The organism is Paractinoplanes rishiriensis, assembly GCF_016862375.1.
GTDB lineage: Bacteria > Actinomycetota > Actinomycetes > Mycobacteriales > Micromonosporaceae > Actinoplanes > Actinoplanes rishiriensis.
The window spans coordinates 51,996-75,075 of sequence record NZ_BOMV01000057.1 but is presented as its reverse complement, the minus strand read 5'-3'; the positions used below and the strand labels follow the sequence as shown (position 1 = coordinate 75,075).

Here is a 23,080-nt window from a genome sequence, read left to right as displayed (position 1 = left end):
CACCCGAACACTTTTGTGCCCGCGCGACCTCAGCGGAATCCTTCGATCGGACCGGTCACCCGTCAGAGCGGGCGGCGAGTTCGGCGAACAGTGCCTCCCACTGGGCCGCCACCACCGGCATGGCGTAGTGGGCTGCGGTCTCCCGGGCGGCCAGCGACATCTTTTCGCGTTCGCCCTCGTCGGCTATCAGGCGGGCGAGGCCGGCGGCCAGGCCGGCGACGTCCTCGGCGGGGATCAGCAGGCCGTTGACGCCGTCGTCGACCACCTCGGCGGGGCCGGTCGGGCAGTCGAAGGAGACCGCGGGCACGCCGGCGCCCATCGCCTCGAGCAGGACCATCGGCAGGCCCTCGCGGCGGGAGCTGAGGACGAAGATCGAGGCCTTGGCCAGTTCGGCGTCCAGGGTCCGGGTGCGGCCGCGCAGGTGCACCACTCCGTCCAGGCCGCGTTGGCTGATCCGGGCGGTCAGGTCGGGGCGGCACTTGCCCTCGCCGAAGATGTTCAGCTGCCAGCCCGGGTGGTGGCGGTGGACCTGCTCGAACGCGTCGATCAGCAGGTCGAAACCCTTCTGGCCGACCAGGCGCCCGGCGGCCAGCACGGTGCGCGTCCGTTCCTGGGCGGGAGCGTCGGCGGGCACGGGAATGCCGTTCGGGATCTGCACCAGTCGCACCGATTCGCCCAGCGCACGCCGGTAATCGGCGAGGTCGGTCGAGGTCAACACCGAAACTGCATCAAGGCGGGGGTACGCGCGGACGATCGCCCGCTGGAGTTTCGGCCGGTAGCTGCCGAAGTTCAGGTGGTCCTGGCCGATCCGGATCAGGCGGCGCGGCGCGCACCAGGCGGCGAGCAGGTTGAGCGCCGGGCGGGTGGTCACCAGGACCGCGTCCCGCTGCGCCCGGAAGTACCGGAGCACCGTGAGGTCGACCAGCGGATCCCAGCGGCGGTAGCGGAAGTCGCGGCGGTGCGGGAACGGGTTGGGCAGCCGCCGGGTCTTGCGCCAGAACCGCGAGTTCGTGCCCCGCTTGTCGGTCCAGCGGCAACCCTCCTCGCGCAGGTCGGTCAGCGAGACCAGGCGCACCCGCGGATCGATCGCGAAGACCGGTGCCTGCGCGGAACGGTAAACACTGGCGATCTCGACGTCATGCTCGGTACACAGAGCATTGGCCTGGTTTACCACGGTGCGGATCGTGCCACCGGTGCCATAAGCGTTGTGCAGCACATATCGGATCTTCACCGGATCCACTTTAAGGGCCGGAGGCAAAGAATCCGGGGACGCCGAAAAGGAGATCATAATGGTCGATCTCAGCAAACTGACCGAGCTTGATCTGCGAATCCTGATCGCCATCGATGTCACCTCCACCGACGACACTTCCGAAATCGTGGACGAGATCAAGGAACACGGATACGCAAGGGTCGACACCCGCAAGGTGGGGGAGGCACTGCGGTCGTTCAAGCGCAGTCCCAAGTTGATCAGGACGGATGACCACGACCGCTATCAATTGACGCCCGAGGGGCAGCAGGCGACTCGTGGGCTGATCGAAAGGTTCCGCCATTTGACTGCCTATGCCGATCGGACTCTTCGATAGCTGCCCATCCCCCATTCGGGTGATCACGGATCGGTGGAGTCCAAACTGGATGAACGGCCGACGGCGGCGGTTGTCGCGGTGTCGTTAAGTGGTCCGGCGACCTCCACCACCGAAGGGCAACCGATGAAACTGCGTCACGTTCTCATTTCGCTGGCGTCGGCCGGGACCGTTGCGGCCGGGGTCGGACTGGCCTCGACTGCCGAGGCGGCCACGCCGGCGGTGTCGTTCACGCGGGTCTACTACAACTCGCCGGGCGCGGACAATCGGAGCGTCACCAGCCTGAACCAGGAGTTCTTCCGGCTCACCAACAACACCACCGCGGCGATCAACCTGAACAAGTGGACCGTGCGCGACAAGGCGAACCACGTCTACACGTTCCCGTCGTTCAGCCTGCCCGCCAAGGCCTCGGTCATCGTGCACACCGGCAAGGGCACCAACAACAAGCCGGCCTGGCACCGCTACTGGGGTTCCGGCAATTACATCTGGAACAACACCGGCGACGCGGCGACGCTGAAGAACGCACAGGCCAAGACCATCGACACATGCTCATGGGGCAGCAAGGGGGAACACACGTACTGCTGAAACCGCGCCGCCGCGATTGGTTTACCAAGCGTCCGCCAAGCGGGCCAGGTATTCGCCGGGCGTCAGGCCGACCGCCGCGCGGAAGTCGTTGACGAGGTGCGACTGGTCGGCGTAGCCGAGCCGGGCGGCGATCGCGGCGGCACCGGCCTCGCCGTCGACGGCGAACTGGCGGGCCACCTCCTGCAGCCGCACCCAGCGGCGCACCCAGGACGGGCCGTGACCGATGGTCTCCCGGAGGGCACGTTGGACGGTGCGGGTCGACGGCCCGGCCGGCAGCGGGCCGCCCCGGTGGATGGCCGCCAGGACGTCGTTCGCCAGCAGGTGGCGGGCGGGCGGCGGCCGTTCCGCGGCCAGCACCTTGATCAGCGCGGTGGCCCGGCCCTGGCGATCGGACGCGTCCCGGATCTCCCGCAGCAGCGCATGGAGCCGGGCGTCCAACTCGGGGGTGACGGCCAGGGTGCGGTCGGCGATGGCAGCCGGGGCCAGGTCGCTCACCACGGCCAGCCCGGCGGGCCGCAGCCGGATCGCGAACGCGCTCCCCCGCCCCGCGATCTCCCGCTGCCAGGCCCGCCGGTGCACGCCGGTCAGCACCAGATCGGCGGGCACGTTGCCAGCCTCGATGGTGAGCGTGACCGCGGGGTCGGCGATGATGCGCTGCTCGATGCGCTCGCCCGCGGGCAGATGCCAGGCCACGGTCCAGAAGTGGTCGACCACCGCACCGATCGACGCGTCCGCCTCGTGGAGCGTCGCCGCGTACCGCTCCAGGTTTTGCGGATGCAGCACGCCCGAGCGCTCCTCCCGGCCGAGCGCGCGCGAGGTCATGCCCGCCAGGCTGCCAGCCCGTGTCGCGAATTTCCAAGACCTTCGCGGTCACCCGATGGAGGATGCGGCCATGCACAGCACCAACTACCAGGACACATTCATCCAGGTGGCCGAGGACTGCCCCGCCGCGAGCGCCACGGCCCCACCCGCGCGCGCCACCCCCAGCGTCGCCGAACGCACCTTCCGCATGATCGCCGACGCCCCTTACCAGCACACCTCCGACGACGTGATCTTCACCGTCTGGGCCGACCGCAACGCCCTCCCCCAGACCGACCGGCCGACCGCGCGGGCGACGTTCTTCGCCAAGGGCCAGCCCTGCCTGCGCTCCAGCGATCTGGGCAAACGCTACGGCTGGGGCATCCACGCCGACGCCGAGGGGCGGGTGGCGCTGGTGGCGGTGGGCTCCGCCGCCTACACCGACCTGGCCGCCGGCAAAGCCCCCGACGGCACCCCGGTCACGGTGACCCGGGCCATGCGCAGCCGCCGCCGGTAGCCACCCGCCGGGCGGCGGCCCGCCTGCCTGCCTGCCCGCCTGCCCGCCTGCCCGCCTGCCCGCCCGCCTGCCCGCCCGCCCGCCTGCCCGCTCGCCTGGCATATCTGATAAGTACCGCTTTAGCCGGATGCAGATGGGCCGCCGGGTCAGATCATGAGGCTATGTTCCATCCTCAAACCATCCTCGAACAGCAAGTCGAACAACATCGCGTCGCGGACACGCACCAACGAGGACGTTTGCGGCAAAGGGCTGGGCGAGCGCGCCAAGATCGTCGCGGAGGGCGCGGCGCGGGCGCGGCGTGGAGGGGGCGGGGGTGCGGCGTGGAGGGGGCGATGGCGCGGCGTGGAGGGGGCGATGGCGCGGCGTAGAGGGGGCGGGGGCGCGGCGTAGAGGGGGCGAGGAGGCGGCGCGGAGGGCGCAGAGGCGCGGCGCGGAGCGCGCAGAGGCGCGGCGCGGAGCGCGCAGGGGCGCGGGGCGCGGCGCGGAGGACGCGGGGCGCGGCGTGGAGCGGGGCGCAGGGGCGGCATGAGGGCGCGCGGCGCGGGAGCGTGCGGCGCGGGGACGGCCGCCGAGCCGGGTGGGGGCGCAGGGGCGGACCAGCTTCAGGGGGTCGCGGGGGTTTTGGTCAAGGTTATGCGGATGGCCGGGTTCGGCGGTGACTGGCGGAGGACCAGGGTCGTCGGGGTCACGGCCTTCGGGACGTCGTAGATCAGGCGGTCGGTTATCTGTGTGCCGGGTGGCAAGTCGTTCAGCAGGGCTGATTTGGCTCGGATCTGGGCTACCGCGTCGGGTAGGTATTCGGCGCCCTGGGCGTCCTGTGCTCGGGCGAAGGCTATTCCGGGCCTGGTCGCCGTACCGCTGATGTTTTTGACGGTGAGGCCGACGGTGCAGAAGTGGCCCTTGGCGCCGGTGCCGCCGCACTCGAAGGATGTCACCGTGTATTGCAGGGCGCCGTCGGGCGTCACCGGCTGGCCCATCGACGCGGTCGGGATGGGAACCGCGGTCGGGGCGGCCTCGCTGGGGCTGAACGCCAGGACCAGACCGGCGCCGGCGACCACTGCACCGGCCACGAGCCAACGCTTCTGCATACCGCTGTGTTTCGGCAGCGGCTGCCGCGCAGTCAACGACTTCCGAGCGGTTTCCTCGTCATCGGGCCGCCCACCAGGGAGTCGGTCGGATCCGCGGCGGGTACCGACGATGCCCACGTCTCGGCGTCGTCCGACGGATGGTAGCCGATCGCGTCGCCGCCGGCCGGCGACCACCAGCGCCGGGTGTTCGCCGAGACGCCCCAGACCAGGCGCCAGCCGGTGGCGGTCAGGGCGGCCTCCACCAGGCGGGCGGCGTCGTCCGGCGAGAGCCACACCGCCAGGTCGCGGGCGTCGGACGGGTGCGGCGTGCAGGAACCGATCCGCAGGCAGACCACGTGCAGGCCGAGGCGGTCGTGGTAGAGGCGGCCCAGCGACTCCATCGCCGCCTTGCTCCAGCCGTAGTACGAGTCGGGCCGCGCCGGCACGTCGTCGGGGAGGCCGCCGGGACCGGCCTCGGATTGGTCGTACAGGCCGGCCGCGTGGTTGCTGGACGCCAGCACCACGCGTGGCACCCCGGTGGCGGCCGCGGCGGCCAGGACGCGTTCGGTGCCGCGCACGTTGACCGCCAGCACGTCCTCGAACGGGCCCTCGCCCGCGATGCCGCCCAGGTGGACCACCGCGTCGACGCCCCGGCAGGCGGCCGTCACCGCGTCGGCGTCGGTCACGTCCAGGGCCTCGATACCGTTGGCGGCGTGCACGTCGGTCAGCCGTAACTCGTGGTGGCCGAGCCGTGCCCGCAACATCCGCCCGATCGTGCCGGCCGCGCCGGTCAGCAGAATCACCGCCATGGCACCCCTTTTGCCCGGCTGGTGAAGCTTCAATCAGGCCCGGTGCCGGTTGAAGAAGTCGACGATCACCGCGAGTGCCTCCCGCTGCACCTCGTCGATGTGCAGCACGCCGCCGGCGTCCGTCTCCGGATAGATGTAGCCGTGGATGTCGTGGCTCCAGGAGCGCCACTCCGCGTCCGCCCGCTTCTCGGCCAGCAGGTCGTACGTGAGACGGAAAACGCCCTGGAGTTCGTCCTGGTCGCGGCCGAGCACCAGGATCGGGATGTCGACGCCGTCGAGGCGCCGGGAGACCTCGCCGGGGTCGGTGATGCGGGCGCGGGCCCGGTCGACGCTGCGTATCTCCAGGGTCTCGATGTTGCGCAGGCCGTCGGTGGTGGTGACCGACGGGTCGTCCAGGCGCAGCGTGAGAAACTCGTGCGACGCCGGTTCGGCTGCCACACCGGCGCGCAGCAACCCCGCGTACTGGGAAAGCATTTTGAAAAGCATCTCGCCGGCGTGACTGACACCGAGGTGGAAGAGCCGCTCGCCGTCGATGGCAGGATGCCCGGCCACGTGGCGCAGCACCGCGACCTCGTCCTCATACTCGAGCGGCGCCCGGCTCATCAGTTCCATGCCCTGCCGGATGTCCGTTTTGAGTGGGCCGCCGGTCTGGTAGCCCAGTTCGACCTCGGTGCGGTACCGGCTCCATGCGCACGCGTAGCCGGCCTCCAGCAACACGTCGGTCACGTGCCGGAACCGGTGCACCCGATCCCGCAGCCAGGAAAAACCTCCACCCCCATTGCCGTACGCGATGAAGACGAACGGGTGCGGCCCGGTGCCGGGCGGAAGACGCAGTGCATACGGCGTATACAGCCCGTCCAACGTCTCGGCGAGCAGGTAGTCAGCGAGCTCGTCCGTCTGGAATGCATCCATCATCCGGGCACGCTAAATCAGGGCACAAACGATTGCAATCAGCGGTACGGCTTCATCTAGCCGTTGCTGAAAGTCGGGGAGCAATCGTTTGCGGCCAGCCCTTCGCAATTCGGGCACTAGCGGACGGAGCCCGGCATCCGTAACATCGATCAGCATCAATGCCCCCACCGACATTGGAGCCATCATGTCTGTTCGCACCACCCTGCGCCGCGCCGCGGTCATCGCGGCGTCCGCAGCCGCGGTCCTCACCACCGGGCTGGTCGAGAGTGCCTCGGCGCACGGCTCGGTCTCCGACCCGATCTCCCGCAACTACGGCTGCCTCCAGCGCTGGGGCAGCGACCACCTGAACCCCAACATGGCCGCGACCGACCCGATGTGCGCGCAGGCCTGGAAGGCCGACCCGAACGCGATGTGGAACTGGAACGGCCTGTACCGCGAGAATGTGGGCGGCAACCACCAGGCCGCGGTGCCGGACGGCCAGCTCTGCAGCGGCGGTCGCACCCAGGGCGGCCGGTACGCGGCGATGGACGCGGTGGGCGCGTGGGTCGCCACCACCAAGCCCCGCCAGTTCACCCTCAACCTGCGCGACGAGGCCCAGCACGGCGCCGACTACCTGCGCATCTACATCACCCGGCAGGGCTTCAACCCGCTCACCCAGCCGCTCACCTGGGGCAGCCTCGAGCTGGTCACCAGCACCGCGCGGATCGCACCGGGACCCAACTACACCGCGCAGGTAAACGCCGGCAACCGCACCGGCCGCCACGTCCTGTTCACCATCTGGCAGGCCAGCCACCTGGACCAGCCGTACTACATCTGCAGCGACGTGATCTTCAGCTGACCGGACCGGCCAGTTGAGGCCCGTCAGTCGGGCGGCTCGACCTGCGCGGGCTTGCCCGGGTCCTCGTCGGGCACATGCACCTCGTCGTAGCTGAGATCGCCGCCGGCGTCGTCGTCCTCCTCGGGCGCGGCGCCGGTGTCGCGTTCGAGATCGTCCTTCGGATCCGTCATGGATGCCGTAATACCCGCAAAATGAACGACGTCACCTGTTCGTGCTGGTCCCGTTGCTCGCGGTTGGTTACGGTCGGGCCGGGTCAAGCAGTGTGCCCGTCCTGCTGACAGCGACGACGGGCGCTTCCCATGATCGATCAACTGTGGCACCGGGTGTGGCTCAGCCTGCCCGAGGATGCCGGCGTGCTCCTGGACGAGGGCGCCACCGTGGTCGTCCAGGATCGCGGCGTCGCCGTTCTCACCATCGATCAACGCCACTGCGAGGAGTGCCCCCGGACCGAGGTCGCACTGGCCGGCGACATCGACCACCACACCGCGCCGTTCGTGGCGTTCGCCCTGTGGCGGGCACTGTCCGGGCACCGGCCGGTGCGCTGCGACCTCCGCGACGTCACCTACTTCGGATCGGCGGCCGCCCGTACGATCGTGGAGGCACAAAGCTTGGCGGCCCTCCTGGGTCGCGACTTCGAGCTCCGGGGAGTGCACGGTCTCGCCGCGCAGGTGCTGGACATCCTCGATCCGGAGAGGCTGATCCGCAGGTGAGACCGGTCGAATTTGGGGGTAGCCGACTCCGATGCGCCTCGCCGTGCTCGATGTGGGCTCCACCAGCGTCAACCTGCTCGTCTCCGACGGCGGCACCGACATGCTGGCCGCGGACACCTGGAAGCGGCGCACGATGCTGGCCGAGACGCTGCGGCCGGACGGGACGATCGTGGCCGAGGGCCTGCGCCGCATCGTCACCGCGGTCGCCGACGCCGGCAACGAGATCAGCCGGATCGGCGCCGAACTGCTCTGCGCGTACGCGACCGCCGCGGTCCGGGATGCGCCGAACCGCGAAGCGGTCCTGGACGCGGTCGAGCTCACCACCGGAATCCGCCTCGGCACCCTGTCCGGCGTCGAGGACGCGGAGCTGACGTTCCTCGCGGCCCGCCGGTGGATGGGCTGGCAGGCGGGTCCGATGCTGCTGCTCGACATCGGCGGCGGCACCCTCGAGGTGGCCTTCGGACCGGACCGGCTGCCCGAGTCGGCGATGTCGCTGCCGCTCGGTGCCGGCCGGCTGACCCGGCAGTTCCTGGGCGACGGCGACCCGCCGCCGCGCCGGGCCGTCGCCGAACTGCACCGGCACGTCCGCCGGGAGGTCCGGCGGATCACCGCGCACGCCGACTGGGATGCGACCCGGACCGCGGTGGCCACCTCGTCGGTGCTGCGCCAGCTGGCCCGTCTCACCGGGGCGGCGCCGCTGCGGCACGGGCCGTTCGTCGAGCGGGAACTCCGGCGGGCCGCGTTGCGCCCGTGGATCGAGCGGTTCGCGGCGATGCCGTCCGCACACCGGGCCCGGCACCCCGGAGTGTCCAAGCACCGGGCCCGGCAGAGCCTGGCCGGCGCGATCGTCGCGTACGAGCTCATGCGGGGTTTGGGGATCGACCGGGTCCGCGTGTGTCCGTGGGGCCTGCGCGAGGGCGTACTCCTGCGGCGTCTGGAAACCGACCAGCGTGAGCCCGCCCTCGCACCCTGGGTGCGCTGGCTGCCGACGTCGCTGGCGGCGCCCACGCTCACCGACGGGCGGCGAAACGGCTCCGCCGCCGGCCGTAGGTGAGATAGACGGCCGGGGCCCGTCGCCAGCCAGAGCGGCACCCGGAACGGCCCGTGGGCCGGCATGCGGTTTCGCTGACCGCACAAACGGACGTCCGATGTTCGCGCTGTGCCCTATTCCCGTCCACCGCCGCCCGGCGACCATGCACATGATGCCGCAGCCGCCCGATCCGCTGCCGCCACCCACGGCGGCGTCTGGGCTCGAGACGTCGCGTGCGCTTGGTGGCGGCCGCCCGGGAGATCACCGCCGGCGCGCGGGCTCGGATCGCCCGCCCGGCCCGGCTGCGCCACGAACGCGCGGCCGCCGCACACTCCCCGGCGGCGGCCCAGCGCACGGCCCACCGGCCCGGCCCGGTGGGCGGATCAGGTTTTCCGGCGGCCCGGGCGGGCATTCTGCCCCGCATGCAACCACAGACGCCGACCGAACCGCTGCCCATCGCCACGGTCACCGTGGGGATGACCGTCGTCGACCCCGCCGGCCAGGAGGCGGGCACCGTGACCGCCGTCCAGATGCCCGGCACCGACGTACGCCCCGACGTCGTCGCCGGCGTGGCCGAGGACCTGATGGTCACCGGCTACCTGCGGATCGACGGCACCGGCCTGCTGTCCAACGACGTCTACGCGGGCGGCGACCAGCTCCGCGACACCGTCGAGGGCGAACCGGGCGTGGTCAACCTGCGGGTGCCGCGCGAGGATCTGCACCGCGCGACCTAGTTTTCCGGCCGCGGTAAACGTACGGCCATCTGGGCGCCCTAACTTCGCGGCATGCCCATTCGCGTACGTCTATCTGGTTGTGCTCTGATGTTTGCTGCGGCGCTCGTCGTGGCCGGCACCCCGTCACCGGCCGCCGCCGCCGGCTCCGCCATGGACGCTCTCGCCGGTGCCGCACAGGCCGGCGACCTGGACGTGATGACCTTCAATCTGCGGTACGCGAGCAACAGCACGCCGAACTCGTGGACGCAGCGCCGGCCGGCCATGCGCACCCTGCTGACCACCGAGCGGCCCGACCTGATCGGCACCCAGGAGGGCCTGCTGGCCCAGTTGCGCGACATCGAGGGCGACCTGGGTTCCGGGTACGACTACATCGGCGCCGGCCGGGAGGGCGGCATCCGGGGCGAGTTCATGGCCGTCTTCTACGACACCACGCGACTGGAAGCACAGACGTACGGGCATTATTGGCTCTCCGACACCCCCGCGGTCCCCGGCTCGAACACCTGGGGCGGCGGCTCGATCCGGATGGTCACCTGGGTGCGTTTCCTCCACCGTGCGACCGGCCGCCAGTTCTACGCCGTCAACACCCACCTGGACAACGTCAGCGAATACGCCCGCCAGCGCGCCGCCCAGCTCATCCGCTCCCGGCTGGCCGCGCTCACCCCGGTGCTGCCGATCGTCCTGACCGGAGACTTCAACAGCCCGGCGGGGTCGAGCAGCTACGTCCACACGCTGCTGGCCGGCCAGTCCGGGCTGGCCGACACCTGGAACACTGCCGGGGTGCGCGGGCCGGCGTACGGCACCTATCACAACTACCAGGCGCTGGTGGCGAACGGACCACGCATCGACTGGGTGCTGGCCAGCGAGGGTGTCACCGCGAGGGCCACGCTGACGAACACCTACCGGCGCGGCAGCCAGTACCCGAGCGACCATCTACCGGTACAGGTTCGGCTGCGCCTTCCGTGAGGTTTGCCGCGCGACGGCGATCCGGCGGTCGCCTTCGACTCGATGCGCGCGGCGGGCCTGGACGTGGCCGCGCCGACCGGCCACGCCACGCTCCTCTCGATCGGCGGGCTGTCCACCGCGGAGTGGAACCGCACCGGCCGGCTCGCCGACGCCGCCAACGAGCCCGGCGACGTCAACGTGTGGTTCACCGGCGGCTTCACCGACCTGGCCGGCTCGAGCAGCATGGGCAAGCTCTACGACTGGGTCGCCGCGCGCCGAAGGTGGCCGACGTGATCGAGACGTCGGCCGGCCGCACCACCGAGTTCTCCGTCCCGCTCGACCGGGCCGACGGCGCCTGGGTCGTGGTGGCTGACCGCCCGACCCCGATCCCCGGGAGGCACCGGCCTCCCGGGGCAGCCGGGCTCAGCCCTTGGCGATCTCGGCGGCGGGCGGGGCCGCCACCTTGACCGGCAGACCGAAGTCCGAGTAGGTCATCTCCATCTTGGTGGCCGCCTCGGAGCCGACCGCCGGCATGGTCAGCGCGTACCGGACGAGCCGGCCCTCGCTGTCGAAGCCCGCCTCGAACGGGATGGACTTGGTGGTGATCTTCTTGAGGTCCGCGGCGCCCATGCCCAGCTGCTCGCCGGCCTTGTCCAGGTCGATGGTGCCGGTCACCGCGTTGTCGCCGGCCCACTTGACGTCGGTGGCCGACTCCAGCGTCTTGGCGGTGTCGGTGGCGTCGAAGTTGCCGAGCGTGCCCGGGCCGCCCTTGGCGTCCAGCTTGCGCCAGGTCTTGCCGTCCATGCCCGGGATGTCGGTGCCCGGCATGGTGATCCGCATGTAGGTGGTGCCGTCGACCATCCGCATCTCGGTCTTGAACTCGGTGCCGTCCGCGGCGCCCACCATGGTGAACTCGCCGACCTTGGTCTTCGGGTCCATCACGCCGGTCATCGTGCCGTCGTCACCGATCTTGATGGCGGTCTTGAAGGAGTCCTCCTGCAGCCTCTTGGCCGCGCCCACCAGCGCCGCCGTGGCGTCCTTGGGCGTGTCGGCCGGCTTGGCGTCGCCGGCGGCCGTGCCAGTGCCGCCGGTGTCGCCGCCGGACGTCCCGTTGTTCGCGCAACCGCTCATCGCCAGCGCCGCGGCCAGCACCAACGCCGCGCCACCACGCATCATCCGCGTGCTCATCAAGGCCCTCCCCGTAACGCGCGCCCCCACCCGGAGGCGCCAAAGTGGGCCACTGTAGCGGCATCGGTTGATCGCCCGCAGACCCCATTGTGGGCTTTTCCCCGAGCGCTTACCGACCCCGACCTCGGCGATCCCGGCCCGCGAGAGTTCCCCACCCAGATCCATAACGTCTTGGCGTCAACTCACCGCGCGACCAGGCCGTATCCGAAGGGTCGCGGCCCGTGACGCCGGCTACGCAGCACGGTCCCCATGAGACGGCATACCGGCCTGCCCGTTCCCGATCTTGTGGATCTGCCGCGCGGAGCCGCGCCGTCGCGGTGATCAGGAAACGTGGATCAGCGGTCCGGGCCGTACAAGCCGAAGTGGAGCTCCGGGTCCGCCGGGTCCCAGGTGTTGGTGAACTGGGAGCGCGCGCCCATCTGCGCCACCCGGCTCAGCAGGTCGTTGCCGAGGGCCAGCCGGGGCGGCTCCCAGGCGGCCAGCGCGGTCGGGATGTCGGTTTCGGCGGCCAGCGCCTCGGCCAGCGACCAGGCGTCGGCCGCTGCCTTGGCCGTGCCGGCGGCGGCGTGTGGGCGGGCCGCGAAGGCGGCGTCGCCGATCAGGGCCACCCGGCCGAAGGCCATGTTGCGGACCGCGATGTCGAGGACGATTTGGATGTACGGCTCGGCCGTGCGCTCGATCAGCTCGGCCGCGGCGGGTGGCAGCTGCTCGGCCGCCTCGGTGCGCATCCGGTCGACGAAGCGCTGCTGCACCTGGCCGGGGTGGACCGAGACCGGTGCGGTGAAGCCGCGCAGGTCGGTCACCATCTCGTCGAGTTCGGGGCCCTCCGCCACGTTGCGGTACCAGACGTAGTTGAGCTGCTGGTCGCCTCGGGCCAGGCTTTCGTCGGCGCCGGGGATGGCGTACATGCAGATGTGCGAGTTTTCCATGACCGCGTACGCCAGGGCGTCGTGGATCAGGTCGGCGGTCTCCGGCGAGACGGCCCGCTCCGGAACCGTGCCGCGCCAGCCGATGTAGCCGGCGTAGCGGGGCTGGACCCGGGGCTGCAGGCGGCGCCGGCCGACCGAGGTGATGCCGTCGGCGAAGACCACCAACTCGGCGCGTTCGGCCCGGCCGCTGGTGAAGCGGACCTCGGCCCGGTCGTCGTCCTGGCTGACACCGACCGCGTACTCGCCCAGGTGGTACCGGTCGGTGCCGAAGTCGTCGAGCAGGACGCGGTACATCGTGGTCCACGAGCTGAACCGCCACGCGGCCGGCTCCTCGTACACGATCTTGTTGTTTTCGCCTAGGTAGCGCATGACCGACGAGCCGATGCTGACGTCGTCGACGCCGAACGGGTGTGGGCGCTCGGTGATCCAGCGGACCGTGTCGGGCTGCAGCACGATGCCGCCGCCGCGGCCGTTCAGGTGCTGCGGGGTACGTTCGAAGACGTCGACGTCGAAGCCCTGTTCGCGCAGCAGGAGGGCGGCGGTGAGCCCGGCGAACGAACCGCCGACGACGATCGCGCGGCCACGGCCGGATGCGGACAGATCCTGGTCGCTCATGGCGCCTACTTTGGCCTCCGGCCGGTCGGCGCAACATGTGTCGCCACACAGCCGTAGCGCGGACTCAGTTGTCGTGGCACAGTCAGCCGATGCAAACGACCGTTCAGCTCAGGCCGTGGCTGGAGGCCGTCGCGACCATCGCGACCGCGCTCAACCGGCCGGTCTCGCTGTCCGAGGTGCTGGACCTGGTCTCGGAGACGGCGTCCCGGCTGTTCGGGTTCGACTTCTGCGCCGTGCTGCTGGTCGACGCGGACCGCCGCAACCTGGTCATCACCGGCGCGCACGGCCTGTCGCCGCACTACATCGAGCAGGTCAACGCCGACCATCCGGTCATGCTCGACCCGGACGAGGAGCCGATGGCGCCGTCCAGCCGGGCCTTCCTGACCGGTACGTCGGTGCAGGTCTTCGACACCCTCGCCGACGCGGCCTTCCTGCCCTGGGGCGGGGTGGCGCGGCAGCAGGGCTACCGTTCGATGATCTCGGTGCCGGTGTTCTCGTCGGGCGCCCCGGTCGGCACGCTGAACTGCTACACCCGGACCCCGCACGAGTTCGGCCCGCACGAGCAGGAACTGCTCACCCTGCTGGCCGACCAGGCCGGCATCGCGATCGAGACCACCCGGCTGCGCGATCGGGAGGCCGCCACGATCGCCGACCTGCGCACCGCGAACACGGCGCTGCGCCGCGGCGAGGAGATCCACGAGCAGTTCACCCGCGTCGCCCTGCGCGGCGGCGGGGTCGCCGGGGTGGCGGCCGCGCTTTCAGATCTTCTGGGCACGTCGGTGGTGGTGACCGAGGAGCCGTCCGGCATCGAACTGGCGGCGGTCCGCCGCGACGACAGCGACATGGCAGACGAAGGGCGGCCCACCCCCGTCGTGCTGGGGAACGAGACCGTGGCTCGGATCTGGGTGCCGCGGGGGCCGGCGCCGCTGGCGGCCATCGACGTCCGGGCGCTGGAGCACGCCGCCACCGTCTGTGCGCTCGAGGTGCTGCGGGCCCGGACCGCCCTCGAGGTCGAGTGGCGGCTGTCCGGTGAGGTGGTCACCGACCTGCTCGTCGGCAGCCCGGCGGGGCTGGTCACGGCCGCCGAGCGGGCCGCGCGGCTCGGGCTCGACCTGACCCGGCCGCACGCCGTGATCGTGGTCGCCGGGGGCGAGCGGTCCGGGGCTGCCCGGGTGCTGTCCGTCGCGCGGTCGGTGGCCGCCACCGCACAGCCTCGGGCGCTCGTCGGTGCGATCGCCGACGACGTGGTGCTGCTGTGGCCGGCCGCGGACTCCGCCGAGGCCGTCGAGCGGGCCGCCTCGTTGCACAGCCAGTTGCGCCGGATCGGGGTGGGGCCGGAGACCGCCGTCGCGGTGTCGCCGCTGTGCACGGCCCTGGCCGACTATCCCTCGGCGTACCGGCGGGGCCGGGGCGCGGCGACCATCGCCCGGCTGCGCGGGCAGACCGGGGCCGTCGCCAGCTTCGAGTCGCTCGGCGTACATGGCCTGCTCTTGCAGTTGGAAGATGTTTCCGAGTTGCGCCGGTTCGCCGCCGAGACGCTGGCCCCGGTTCGCGGGTATGACGCGGCGCGCGGCACTCATCTGGAGCGCACGCTGCGGGCATACGTGACCAATGATCTGAACACGGCCGCCACGGCAGCGGCCCTCTTCGTGCACCCGAACACCGTCAATCTGCGCATCCGCAAGGCCGAGCAGTTGCTCGGGGTCTCCACCGGGCAGGTGCGGGTGCTGGCCGAACTCCAGGTCGCGCTCAGCGCGGACGACGTGGCCGACGCCCTGACCGGGCCAGGATGAGGCGGGCTGGGGTCAGGCGGGCTGAGGACGGAACGCGCGCGGCAGGGCGGCCAGCGGCGCCAGCCAGAGCAGCGCCACCCCGAGCAGGGTCGCCGAGGCGTACCCGTGATCGGCAGCCCAGCCCACCACCGGCGTGGCCGCGACCACCAGGCCGAACGCCGCGGTGTTCAGGACGCCGACGGCGGCCGCCGGGCGCCGCGGCTGCCGGGACTGGCCGGCGCCGACCACGCTGGCGAACGGCAGGCCGCTGAACATGCCCAGCACCAGCACGGCGAGCACCGCGACCACCGGCGTGCTGGGCCGGGACAGGGCCGCGGTCGCCGCCGCGCAGGCGACCAGCGCGACGACCCAGACCGCCCGGCTGTGCCGCGGCCACCGCGCCACGAAGTAGCCGCCCAGCGGCCGGCTCACCATCGACAGGCCGAGCACGCCGGAGCCGATCACCGCCGCGGCAGCCGGCCCGAACGACCAGATGTCGACCAGCAGCGTGGTGGCCCAGGACGACAGCAGGAGTGACCGGCTCACGCCGCCATCAGGAGGCGGGCCAGGCGCAGCGCGACCTGCAACTCGGTCCGCCGCTCGGTGAGCGGGCGGCCGAGCAGTTCGGCGGCCTTCTGCAGCCGGTTGCGCACGGTGTGCTCGTGCAGGTGCAGGTGGGCCGCGGTGGTCACGTGGCTGCCGAACCGGTGCGACGCCTCGACGGTTTCGCGCAGCCGGGCCGCCACCTCGTCGTCGGCGCCCAGCTCGCCCAACTCGGTGCGGACGAACGACCGGGCCCGCTCGGGGTCGGACATCAGCAGGATCTCGAGGCTCACGTCCGGGTAGCCGAGCACCCCGGGGCTGCCCGCCGGGCCCCACGCCGCGCGGACCTGTTGCACGTCGGTGACCTGCCGGAACCCGGCCCGGACGCCCTGCACGCCGACGTGCGGCTCGCTCACCGACGCCTCCACGCCGAGGGCGCGCAGGCACTCGGCCAGCGCGCCCACCTTGGCGGCGTGCCAGCCGGCCTGGCGCGGCTGGGCCAGCCAGACCAGCGTGCCGGTCAGGTCGGCCGGGTGCACCAGGGTGTCCCGGATGTGGCAGGTCTCGCGCAGCGTGTTGAGCAGCTGCCGGGCCGCGCCCTCGCCGGTGCCGGGCAGCAGCACGGTGACGTGGCTGGCGTCCAGCGGGTAGTCGAGAAGTACCAGGTCGGACGGCGGCAACGGGGTGGAGTCCGCGCGCAGCAGGTGCTGCACCAGGCCGGCCCGGACGTGTTCCCGGGAGCGGCTCAGCGCGTCGTCGGCCCGGGCGAAGCTGTCGGCCACCTGCGAGGCCACCTGGTGCTGGTAGGCCAGCAGCAGCGTGGTCATCGCGCGCAACGCCTCGAGGCTCTCCCGGCGCGGCACGTCGTCCCGGTCGGCCCGCTCGACGAGCTGGTCGCTCCACTCCTGCCACATGGTCTGGAAGCCCACCCGGTAGGACCGTTGCAGGGCGGTCTGCGGCAGCCGGAGCCGGGCCTGCAACACCGCGAGCGCGAACGGCTCGGTCAGGCGTACCTCGGCAATCCGCGCCCGCCCGGAGATGACCTGCCGCAGCGCCTCCAGGTTTTCCACCACGCTGGCCCGCAGCCGGGCAACGAACTCGTCGTTGTCGCGCTGGGCCTCGAAGGCGGCCGCGAGGTCGGCCTCGACCACCCGGTCGGTCAGGGCCACCAGGTCAACGTCGTCGGAGGCCTCGCGGGCCCAGCGGGGCAGGGCCCCGCGCTGGAGTACGGCAGGCGTCATGGAACCACGGTGCCGTCGCGCCGGGCCGGCGCCGATGTGCGGGTCACCACACTGTCACCCCAAGAATGGTTGGCCACACATGGTGGCGCCTCCGGGCCCCGGTGAGGCTGTGCCTTGTGACACAGATGGGATCAGAGCCGGCGGGTCGTCGACCGCTGCACCAGGCTGGTGGCGAACAGCCGCTCCCGGCCGGCGCCGATGTCGCCCTCGTGCTCGATCCGCTCGACCAGCAGCCGGGCCGCGGCCCGGGCCATCTCGGCGAGCGGCTGACGGACCGTGGTCAGCTGGAAGACCTCCCAGGAGGCCATCGGCACGTCGTCGAAACCGAGCACCGAGACGTCACCGGGCACGTCCAGGCCGAGCGACTTGGCGGCGTCGATGGCGCCGAACGCGATCACGTCGTTGCCGCACAGCAGCGCGGTCGGCGGGTCGGGGAGCCGGAGCAGTTCTCGGGCGTTCTGGTAACCGGACTGGTGCGAGAACGGCCCCTCGCGGACCAGTCGCTCGTCCAGTGCGACGCCGGCCTCGGCGAATCCCTCGGTCACCCCGGCGTGCCGGTCGCGGCTGGTCGACGTGTTGGCCGGGCCGCGGACCACCCCGATCCGGCGGTGGCCCAGGTCGAGCAGGTGCTTGACGGCGGTGCGGCCGCCGTGGTGGTTGTCGGCGGTCACCCGGTCCACGTCCATCCCGTCGATGTACCGGTTGAGCAGCACGATCGGCAGGTCCCGCCCGGCCAGCGCCGCACCCAGGTGCGAGTCGAGCGTGGCGGTGGTGACCAGGACCCCGTCGATCGCCTGGTTGAGCAGGCTGAGCAGGGCCTCCTGCCCGGTCGGCAGGTCGGTGCGCTCGGCGAACAGGACGAACCGATAGCCCATCAGCTGCAACTCGTCGTGCACCGGGTTGAGCAGGGCCGGAAAGAAGGGGTTCGTGAGATCAGAGGCAACAACCCCGATCGATCTCGTACGCGGCCGCGCCTGCGCCGGTGCCGGCGGGGTCCAGGAGGGGTGATAACCGAGCCGCTCGGCGGTCTCGAAGATCAGCCGGCGGGTGTCCTCGCGGACCCGGGGGTCGCCGCGGAACGCCCGGGACACGGTCGACTGGGCGACTCCGGCCGCCTGCGCCACGGTCGAACTGGTCGCGCCGCGGGCCGGGCCGCGCCGGCGTTCGATCTCAGTCATGAACCCTCCCGACTGCATAAATTATGCACCGCCACGGTAGGGCGTGCACATGCGACTGTCAACGTGCCTACGCGGCACTTTTACCGGTCGACGGGCGGCTCGTGGCGATCCGCCGAATGCATAAACTTCGCAAGAATGCTTGACTTGCAAACTTGCCCTGAGGCAGGGTCGGGCGTCACAGACCCGAAACAAGTTCGACTTCTTTCCTCTCGGATTCACTCCGACTCCCCTACGGCGACGTGCTGAACGACTCGTGAGAGGCAAATACATGAATGCATCACGCATCCTCCGTTCGCGACGCTGGCGCTTCGTAGCCGCCACCAGCGCGCTTGCCCTGGTGGCCGCCTCCGGCTGCGGGGCCCGTCCGGGCGCCTCGGGCGGCGAGAACGCCGAGGCCAAGGACGCCAACGGCATCGTCAACATGGTCATGGCCCCGGACCCGGTCTGGAAGTGGATGGAGTCGCAGGGCATCAAGCAGGAGCTGGAGGAGGCCGCGAAGATCCAGATCCTCACGTCGTCCTCCTGGGACGAGTTCGGGGTCTACGCCGGCGGCCACGCGGACGTCGTCTCCGCCGCCTCGTACGAGGTACCGGAACTGGAGAAGCAGACCGGCGAGAAGACCACGATCTTCGGCAAGTTCAACTCCGACCGCAGCATCCTGGGCGTCGGCAAGAACAGCACCGCCACCGACATCTGCCAGCTCAAGGGCAAGAAGATCGTGACGCACAGCGCGGTCTCGATCACCATCATGTGGGGCGTCTTCGCCCGCAAGTGGTGCAACCTCGACCTGCGCGCGGGCGGCGGCGACTACGAGCTCGTGGTGACCGACCCGCAGAACGCCGCCGGCCTGATCGAGCGCGGCGACGCCGACGCCGGCCTGCTGCTGCCGGACTTCTCGATCCCGCAGCTGTCCAGCGGCGCGGTCAAGCCGCTCTACGACTCGAAGTCGGTCTCGCAGATCTACGCCGAGAAGTTCTCCACCGAGCCGACCGTGCTGACCCACCCGCAGAACAACGTGTTCGTCGCCCGGAAGGCCTGGGTCGACAAGAACCCGGAGGAGGCGGCGTTCCTGATCAAGCTGTGGGACCGCGGCGTGCAGGAGTGGAAGGCGAACCGCGACAAGATCATCGAGGCGTACCCCGAGGACTTCGCGGCCGAGTCGGACAAGGACAAGGCGTTCATCCGGGACTGGCTGACCAACAAGTACGACTGGTTCGTCGACACCACCTTCCTCGACCAGGCCTGGGTGGACAGCGAGACCAAGCTGTTCAACCTCATGAAGGAGGCCGGCTACGTCGAGAAGGACGTCGCGGACCCGCACTTCACCATCCTGCCGAAGTCCTGACGAGGAGCTGTTCATGACGGACCAGCTGGTAGGTGCGGCCCCGGCCGCACCGCCCGCGGACCCCGACGACCGTGAGGCGGGCGCCCGCCGGACCGCGAAGATGCGACGCTGGCGGCGCACCGGCCTGGTCCTGCTGGGCTGGGTCGCGATGTTCGCCCTGTGGGAGTTCGGCTCCTGGTGGTTCGGCTCGCGCCTGCTGCCGAGGCCGTACGAGGTCTTCCAGTCCGCCGTCGAGATCGTGGAGAGCGGGAACTTCCTCACCGACTTCACGGCGAGCGTGCTCAAGACCTTCGCCGGCTTCGCGGTCGCGGCCGCGGTCGGTGCGCCGGTCGGCTACCTGATGGGCCGGTACAACTACTGGCGGGCGTTCTTCCACGACGGTGTGACGATCGCCGGCACGATCCCCGCGATCGTGTACGCGGTCATGTCGCTGATCGTGTTCGGCCTCTCCAACCTCGGGCCGATCCTCGCGGTGGCGCTGGTCTCGGCCCCGTACATCGCCCTGAACGTCGCCGAGGGCATCCGCGGCGTCGACAAGCAGCTCATCACGATGAGCGAGGCGTTCGGCCGGTCGCCGCAGCAGATCCGGCGCGAGGTCCTGATGCCGACGATCGTCCCGTACGTGTTCGCCGCGATCCGGATGTGCTTCGCGGTGGCCTGGAAGGTCGAGGCGCTGACCGAGGTGTTCGGCGGCCGCAACGGCGTCGGTTTCCAGATCCGTACCGAGTACCAGCTCTACGACATCGCGGCCGTGCTCGCCTGGATGTTCCTGTTCATCGTGTTCATGCTCGTCATCGAGCGGCTGGTGCTGGCCAAGTCCGAGGCCCGCCTGCTCGCGTGGCGCCCGCAGGAGAGGAGCTCCGCGCTGTGAGCACCACGATGACCCCCGTGAAAGCCCGCCGCTCCACCGCCGAGATCGAGCAGAGCATCCCGGCCTGGCGCAAGCGGCTCACCTCGGACAACGCGGCCCGGGTCGCGGCACTGCTGTCCTTCTTCCTGTTCTGGGTGCTGATGTCGGCGATCTTCGCCCGGGTACCCGGGCCGGTCGAGGTGGTGCAGCGGCTCGTCGACGAGTTCTCGCGCGGCGAGGTGTTCGGCAACTTCGGCTCGACGCTCTACCGGTTCGGCGTGGGTGTGGCGCTGGCCACCGTCGTCGGCATCGCGGTCGGCGTGGTGATGGGCCTGTCCCAGCTGGGCCGGGCGTTCTTCGAGAGCCCGGTGCTGGTCGGCCTGTCCATTCCGGCGATCATCTGGTCGTTCCTGACCGTGATGTGGTTCGGCTTCGGCGACATGAGCCCGATCATCACGACGTTCCTCACCTCGGTGCCGTTCGTGGTGGTCAACGTGGCACAGGGCGTTCGCGGCGTCTCCCGCGACCTGCGGGACATGTCGACCACGTACCAGGTGCCGCTGTCCCGCCGGATCAAGGATCTGGTGCTGCCGGCGGTCACCGGATACGTGGCGGCCGGCGTCCGCTTCGCGATCATCATCGGCTGGAACGGCGTGCTGCTGGCCGAGTGGTTCGGCGGCGGCGGAGGCGTCGGCTACCGCGCCCGGTGGTGGTACGACGCCAACCGGTTCGGCGGGTTCGCGGCCTGGGTGGTGCTGTTCGTCGGCTTCATCGTGATCCTCGACCGGTTCGTGCTCGACCGCATGATCCAGCGAGCCTTCCGCTGGCGGGACGCCGCCTGATGACCCTCTACCTCCAGGAGTTCCCGTGGCAGTCCTGACCATCAAGAACCTCGCCAAGACCTTCGGCGTCGGCACGGCCAAGGCCAGCCGGGTCCTCGACGACATCTCGTTCGAGGTGCGCGGCGGGACGTTCGTGTCGATCGTCGGCCCGTCCGGATGCGGCAAGAGCACCCTGCTCAACATCATCTCCGGCGTCGAGGAGCACACCTCCGGCGACATCAGCCTGACCAGCGACTCCGGCGGGCCGGCCCGGATGGGGTACGTGTTCCAGGACCCGCGCCTGCTGCCGTGGCGCAGCGTGATGCGCAACATGATGTACGTGCAGGACGACCAGAGCGAGGCGACCAAGGCCCGGGCCCGGAAATACCTGGACATGGTGGGCCTGGCCAAGAACGCCGACTTCTTCCCCGGCCAGCTCTCCGGCGGCATGCAGCAGCGGGTCGGCATCGCCCGGGCGTTCGCGGTCGAACCGGACCTGCTGCTGATGGACGAGCCGTTCAGCCACCTCGACGCGATCACCGCCCGTGGCCTGCGCGCCCAGCTGCAGGACATCTGGGCCCAGTCCAAGAAGACGGTCGTGTTCGTGACGCACGACGTGGTCGAGGCGGTCGAGCTGTCCGACCGGATCATCGTGCTCCAGCCCGGCGGCAAGATCTACGAGGACATCAGCATCGACCTGCCCCGGCCGCGGCGGCAGACCGACCCGACCGTGGCCACGCTGCAGGCCGAGGTGCTGGGGCGGTTGGAAGCCATGAAAGCCATCAGCCGTACGCCCGAGGCGGTGGCCTGACATGAGCGTCTCTGACGTCGTCCGCGGCGTGATCGAGGACATCCGGGCCGACGGTGACCCGGCGGTGCGCCGCTACTCTTCCCAATTTGATCGGTGGACTCCTGATTCGTTCCGGCTCGATCAGGCTCAGGTGGAAAAGATCGTGGCGTCGGTGCCGGATACGGTCCTCGACGACATCCGGACCGTGCAGGCCAACATCCGCGACTTCGCCCAGGCGCAGCGCGAGACGATGCTCGACCTCGAGGTGGAGAGCCAGCCCGGCGTCTTCCTCGGGCACCGGCACCTGCCGATCGTGGCGTCCGGGGCATACGTGCCCGGCGGCCGGTACCCGCTGACCGCCTCGGCGCACATGACCGTGGTGACCGCGAAGGTGGCGGGCGTGGAGCGGGTGACGGCCTGCACGCCGCCGCTGCGCGGGGAGATCCCGCCGGCCACCATCGCCGCGATGCACCTGGCCGGCGCCGACGAGATCTACGTGCTCGGCGGGGTGCAGGCGGTGGCCGCGATGGCGCTCGGCACCGAGACGATCGGCCGGGTCGACCTGATCGCCGGGCCGGGCAACGCGTATGTGGCCGAGGCGAAGCGGCAACTGTTCGGCGAGGTCGGGATCGACCTGTTCGCCGGCCCCACCGAGATCCTGGTGATCGCCGACGACGAGGCCGACCCGTTCGTGGTGGCGGTCGACCTGCTCAGCCAGGCCGAACACGGGCCGGACTCGCCCGCCGTACTCATCACGACGTCGGAGGCCCTGGCCCGGGAGACGGTGGCGCACATCGAGGCGATCCTGCCGGACATGCCGACCGCCGACATGGCCGGACCGGCCTGGCGCGACCACGGCGAGGTACACGTGGTGGCCGACCTGGATGCCGCCTACGCGCTGGCCGACTCCTACGCGAGCGAGCACGTGCAGGTGCTGACCCGCAACCCGCGCGAGGCGCTCGACAAGATGCGGCACTACGGCGCGCTGTTCCTCGGCGAGGGCACCTGCGTCTCGTACGGCGACAAGGTCATCGGCACCAACCACGTGCTGCCCACCCGGGGCGCCGCCCGCTACACCGGCGGCCTGTGGGTCGGTAAGTACCTGCGCACGGTGACCTATCAGGAGGTCCGGAACCCCGCCGCCAGCGCCGCGTTGGGCGAGTTGTGCGGCCGGGCCGCACGGGTGGAGCTGTTCGAGGGCCACGCCCGCTCCGGCGACGTCCGAGCCGCCAAGTACGGCGGTGCCGCCCTGCCCTGGGCGCCCGCACTCACGAGTTAAGGAAGTA

At 70.9% G+C, this 23,080-nt stretch carries 26 protein-coding genes; 15 read left to right on the top strand and 11 right to left on the bottom strand.

Going from position 1 to position 23,080, the window contains the following annotated elements; translation table 11 throughout:
• Positions 1-55: 55 nt before the first annotated feature.
• Positions 56-1,231: a glycosyltransferase family 4 protein gene (locus Ari01nite_RS24795; protein ID WP_239162996.1), complete on the bottom strand. Its 1,176-nt coding sequence runs from the start codon at positions 1,229-1,231 to the stop codon at positions 56-58.
• 58 nt (positions 1,232-1,289) lie between these two features.
• Here Ari01nite_RS24795 and Ari01nite_RS24790 point away from each other — a divergent pair, with 58 nt between their 5' ends.
• Positions 1,290-1,583: a hypothetical protein gene (locus tag Ari01nite_RS24790; RefSeq protein ID WP_203784498.1), complete on the top strand. Its 294-nt coding sequence runs from the start codon at positions 1,290-1,292 to the stop codon at positions 1,581-1,583.
• Positions 1,584-1,706: 123 nt separating this feature from the next.
• Positions 1,707-2,165: a lamin tail domain-containing protein gene (locus tag Ari01nite_RS24785; protein WP_203784497.1), complete on the top strand. Its 459-nt coding sequence runs from the start codon at positions 1,707-1,709 to the stop codon at positions 2,163-2,165.
• A 21-nt stretch (positions 2,166-2,186) separates the two neighbouring features.
• Here the strand turns inward: Ari01nite_RS24785 and Ari01nite_RS24780 are convergent, their stop codons facing one another.
• On the bottom strand, positions 2,187-2,987 hold the full coding sequence (locus Ari01nite_RS24780) for a helix-turn-helix domain-containing protein (RefSeq protein ID WP_203784496.1): 801 nt from the start codon (positions 2,985-2,987) through the stop codon (positions 2,187-2,189).
• Positions 2,988-3,057: 70 nt separating this feature from the next.
• Between Ari01nite_RS24780 and Ari01nite_RS24775 the strand changes: the two genes are divergently transcribed.
• Positions 3,058-3,480, top strand: coding sequence for a DUF6157 family protein (locus tag Ari01nite_RS24775; protein ID WP_203784495.1), 423 nt, complete (start codon positions 3,058-3,060; stop codon positions 3,478-3,480).
• 602 nt (positions 3,481-4,082) lie between these two features.
• Here Ari01nite_RS24775 and Ari01nite_RS24770 read toward each other — a convergent pair.
• Genes Ari01nite_RS24770 through Ari01nite_RS24760 form a run of 3 tightly spaced genes read right to left on the bottom strand, consistent with a single transcriptional unit; the run spans position 4,083 to position 6,271 of the window.
• Positions 4,083-4,550 (bottom strand): DUF4352 domain-containing protein, encoded by a 468-nt coding sequence (locus Ari01nite_RS24770; protein WP_203784494.1) that lies wholly within the window; start codon positions 4,548-4,550, stop codon positions 4,083-4,085.
• Positions 4,551-4,600: 50 nt separating this feature from the next.
• Positions 4,601-5,356 carry an NAD-dependent epimerase/dehydratase family protein gene (locus Ari01nite_RS24765; protein ID WP_203784493.1) on the bottom strand — a complete coding sequence of 252 codons (756 nt, stop codon included), beginning with the start codon at positions 5,354-5,356 and terminating at the stop codon, positions 4,601-4,603.
• Positions 5,357-5,389: 33 nt separating this feature from the next.
• Complete coding sequence (locus Ari01nite_RS24760) at positions 5,390-6,271, bottom strand: alpha/beta hydrolase family protein (protein WP_203784492.1); 882 nt, start codon at positions 6,269-6,271, stop codon at positions 5,390-5,392.
• A 181-nt stretch (positions 6,272-6,452) separates the two neighbouring features.
• On the opposite strand from Ari01nite_RS24760, the gene Ari01nite_RS24755 reads away from it, so the two are divergent.
• Positions 6,453-7,106 carry a lytic polysaccharide monooxygenase auxiliary activity family 9 protein gene (locus Ari01nite_RS24755; RefSeq protein ID WP_203784490.1) on the top strand — a complete coding sequence of 218 codons (654 nt, stop codon included), beginning with the start codon at positions 6,453-6,455 and terminating at the stop codon, positions 7,104-7,106.
• 23 nt (positions 7,107-7,129) lie between these two features.
• Here Ari01nite_RS24755 and Ari01nite_RS24750 read toward each other — a convergent pair whose 3' ends face one another.
• Positions 7,130-7,276 (bottom strand): hypothetical protein, encoded by a 147-nt coding sequence (locus Ari01nite_RS24750; protein WP_203784488.1) that lies wholly within the window; start codon positions 7,274-7,276, stop codon positions 7,130-7,132.
• Between the two features lie 129 nt (positions 7,277-7,405).
• On the opposite strand from Ari01nite_RS24750, the gene Ari01nite_RS24745 reads away from it, so the two are divergent.
• The 5 genes from Ari01nite_RS24745 (at position 7,406) to Ari01nite_RS24725 (ending at position 10,816) form a co-directional block, all read left to right on the top strand.
• Complete coding sequence (locus Ari01nite_RS24745; RefSeq protein ID WP_203784486.1) at positions 7,406-7,816, top strand: STAS domain-containing protein; 411 nt, start codon at positions 7,406-7,408, stop codon at positions 7,814-7,816.
• A gap of 31 nt (positions 7,817-7,847) precedes the next feature.
• Positions 7,848-8,870, top strand: a complete 1,023-nt coding sequence (locus Ari01nite_RS24740; protein ID WP_203784484.1) for a Ppx/GppA family phosphatase — start codon at positions 7,848-7,850, stop codon at positions 8,868-8,870.
• A 209-nt stretch (positions 8,871-9,079) separates the two neighbouring features.
• Positions 9,080-9,580 carry a hypothetical protein gene (locus Ari01nite_RS50015; protein ID WP_239162995.1) on the top strand — a complete coding sequence of 167 codons (501 nt, stop codon included), beginning with the start codon at positions 9,080-9,082 and terminating at the stop codon, positions 9,578-9,580.
• Positions 9,581-9,667: 87 nt separating this feature from the next.
• Positions 9,668-10,543: an endonuclease/exonuclease/phosphatase family protein gene (locus tag Ari01nite_RS24730; RefSeq protein WP_239162994.1), complete on the top strand. Its 876-nt coding sequence runs from the start codon at positions 9,668-9,670 to the stop codon at positions 10,541-10,543.
• Positions 10,544-10,546: 3 nt separating this feature from the next.
• Positions 10,547-10,816, top strand: a complete 270-nt coding sequence (locus Ari01nite_RS24725) for a hypothetical protein (RefSeq protein WP_203784480.1) — start codon at positions 10,547-10,549, stop codon at positions 10,814-10,816.
• 129 nt (positions 10,817-10,945) lie between these two features.
• Here Ari01nite_RS24725 and Ari01nite_RS24720 read toward each other — a convergent pair whose 3' ends face one another.
• Together Ari01nite_RS24720 and Ari01nite_RS24715 are read right to left on the bottom strand one after the other, a co-directional pair.
• Positions 10,946-11,710 carry an SCO4651 family lipoprotein gene (locus Ari01nite_RS24720; RefSeq protein ID WP_203784478.1) on the bottom strand — a complete coding sequence of 255 codons (765 nt, stop codon included), beginning with the start codon at positions 11,708-11,710 and terminating at the stop codon, positions 10,946-10,948.
• 335 nt (positions 11,711-12,045) lie between these two features.
• Positions 12,046-13,254, bottom strand: a complete 1,209-nt coding sequence (locus Ari01nite_RS24715) for an FAD binding domain-containing protein (protein ID WP_203784476.1) — start codon at positions 13,252-13,254, stop codon at positions 12,046-12,048.
• 89 nt (positions 13,255-13,343) lie between these two features.
• On the opposite strand from Ari01nite_RS24715, the gene Ari01nite_RS24710 reads away from it, so the two are divergent.
• Complete coding sequence (locus tag Ari01nite_RS24710; RefSeq protein ID WP_203784474.1) at positions 13,344-15,047, top strand: helix-turn-helix domain-containing protein; 1,704 nt, start codon at positions 13,344-13,346, stop codon at positions 15,045-15,047.
• 12 nt (positions 15,048-15,059) lie between these two features.
• Here the strand turns inward: Ari01nite_RS24710 and Ari01nite_RS24705 are convergent, their stop codons facing one another.
• The 3 genes from Ari01nite_RS24705 to Ari01nite_RS24695 all read right to left on the bottom strand — a co-directional run bounded on the left by Ari01nite_RS24705 (position 15,060) and on the right by Ari01nite_RS24695 (position 17,988).
• Positions 15,060-15,572 carry an MFS transporter gene (locus Ari01nite_RS24705; RefSeq protein ID WP_203784472.1) on the bottom strand — a complete coding sequence of 171 codons (513 nt, stop codon included), beginning with the start codon at positions 15,570-15,572 and terminating at the stop codon, positions 15,060-15,062.
• Positions 15,569-16,810, bottom strand: a complete 1,242-nt coding sequence (locus tag Ari01nite_RS24700) for a PucR family transcriptional regulator (protein ID WP_203784470.1) — start codon at positions 16,808-16,810, stop codon at positions 15,569-15,571. The genes Ari01nite_RS24705 and Ari01nite_RS24700 overlap by 4 nt, the downstream gene beginning before the upstream one ends.
• A gap of 131 nt (positions 16,811-16,941) precedes the next feature.
• A complete protein-coding gene (locus Ari01nite_RS24695; RefSeq protein ID WP_203784469.1) occupies positions 16,942-17,988 on the bottom strand; it encodes a LacI family DNA-binding transcriptional regulator in 1,047 nt (348 codons plus the stop codon).
• 268 nt (positions 17,989-18,256) lie between these two features.
• Here Ari01nite_RS24695 and Ari01nite_RS24690 point away from each other — a divergent pair, with 268 nt between their 5' ends.
• From Ari01nite_RS24690 to hisD, 5 genes are read left to right on the top strand one after another with little or no spacing between them, the layout of a single operon-like run.
• A complete protein-coding gene (locus tag Ari01nite_RS24690; RefSeq protein WP_203784468.1) occupies positions 18,257-19,333 on the top strand; it encodes an ABC transporter substrate-binding protein in 1,077 nt (358 codons plus the stop codon).
• A 13-nt stretch (positions 19,334-19,346) separates the two neighbouring features.
• Positions 19,347-20,204, top strand: a complete 858-nt coding sequence (locus tag Ari01nite_RS24685) for an ABC transporter permease (RefSeq protein ID WP_203784467.1) — start codon at positions 19,347-19,349, stop codon at positions 20,202-20,204.
• Positions 20,201-21,025 carry an ABC transporter permease gene (locus Ari01nite_RS24680; protein ID WP_203784466.1) on the top strand — a complete coding sequence of 275 codons (825 nt, stop codon included), beginning with the start codon at positions 20,201-20,203 and terminating at the stop codon, positions 21,023-21,025. Before Ari01nite_RS24685 ends, Ari01nite_RS24680 begins: the two co-directional genes overlap by 4 nt.
• A 25-nt stretch (positions 21,026-21,050) precedes the next feature.
• The gene (locus Ari01nite_RS24675; RefSeq protein ID WP_203784465.1) at positions 21,051-21,815 is read left to right on the top strand and encodes an ABC transporter ATP-binding protein; all 765 of its coding nucleotides are present in this window, start codon (positions 21,051-21,053) and stop codon (positions 21,813-21,815) included.
• Position 21,816: 1 nt separating this feature from the next.
• Positions 21,817-23,073: a histidinol dehydrogenase gene (hisD, locus tag Ari01nite_RS24670; protein WP_203784463.1), complete on the top strand. Its 1,257-nt coding sequence runs from the start codon at positions 21,817-21,819 to the stop codon at positions 23,071-23,073.
• Positions 23,074-23,080: the final 7 nt, after the last annotated feature.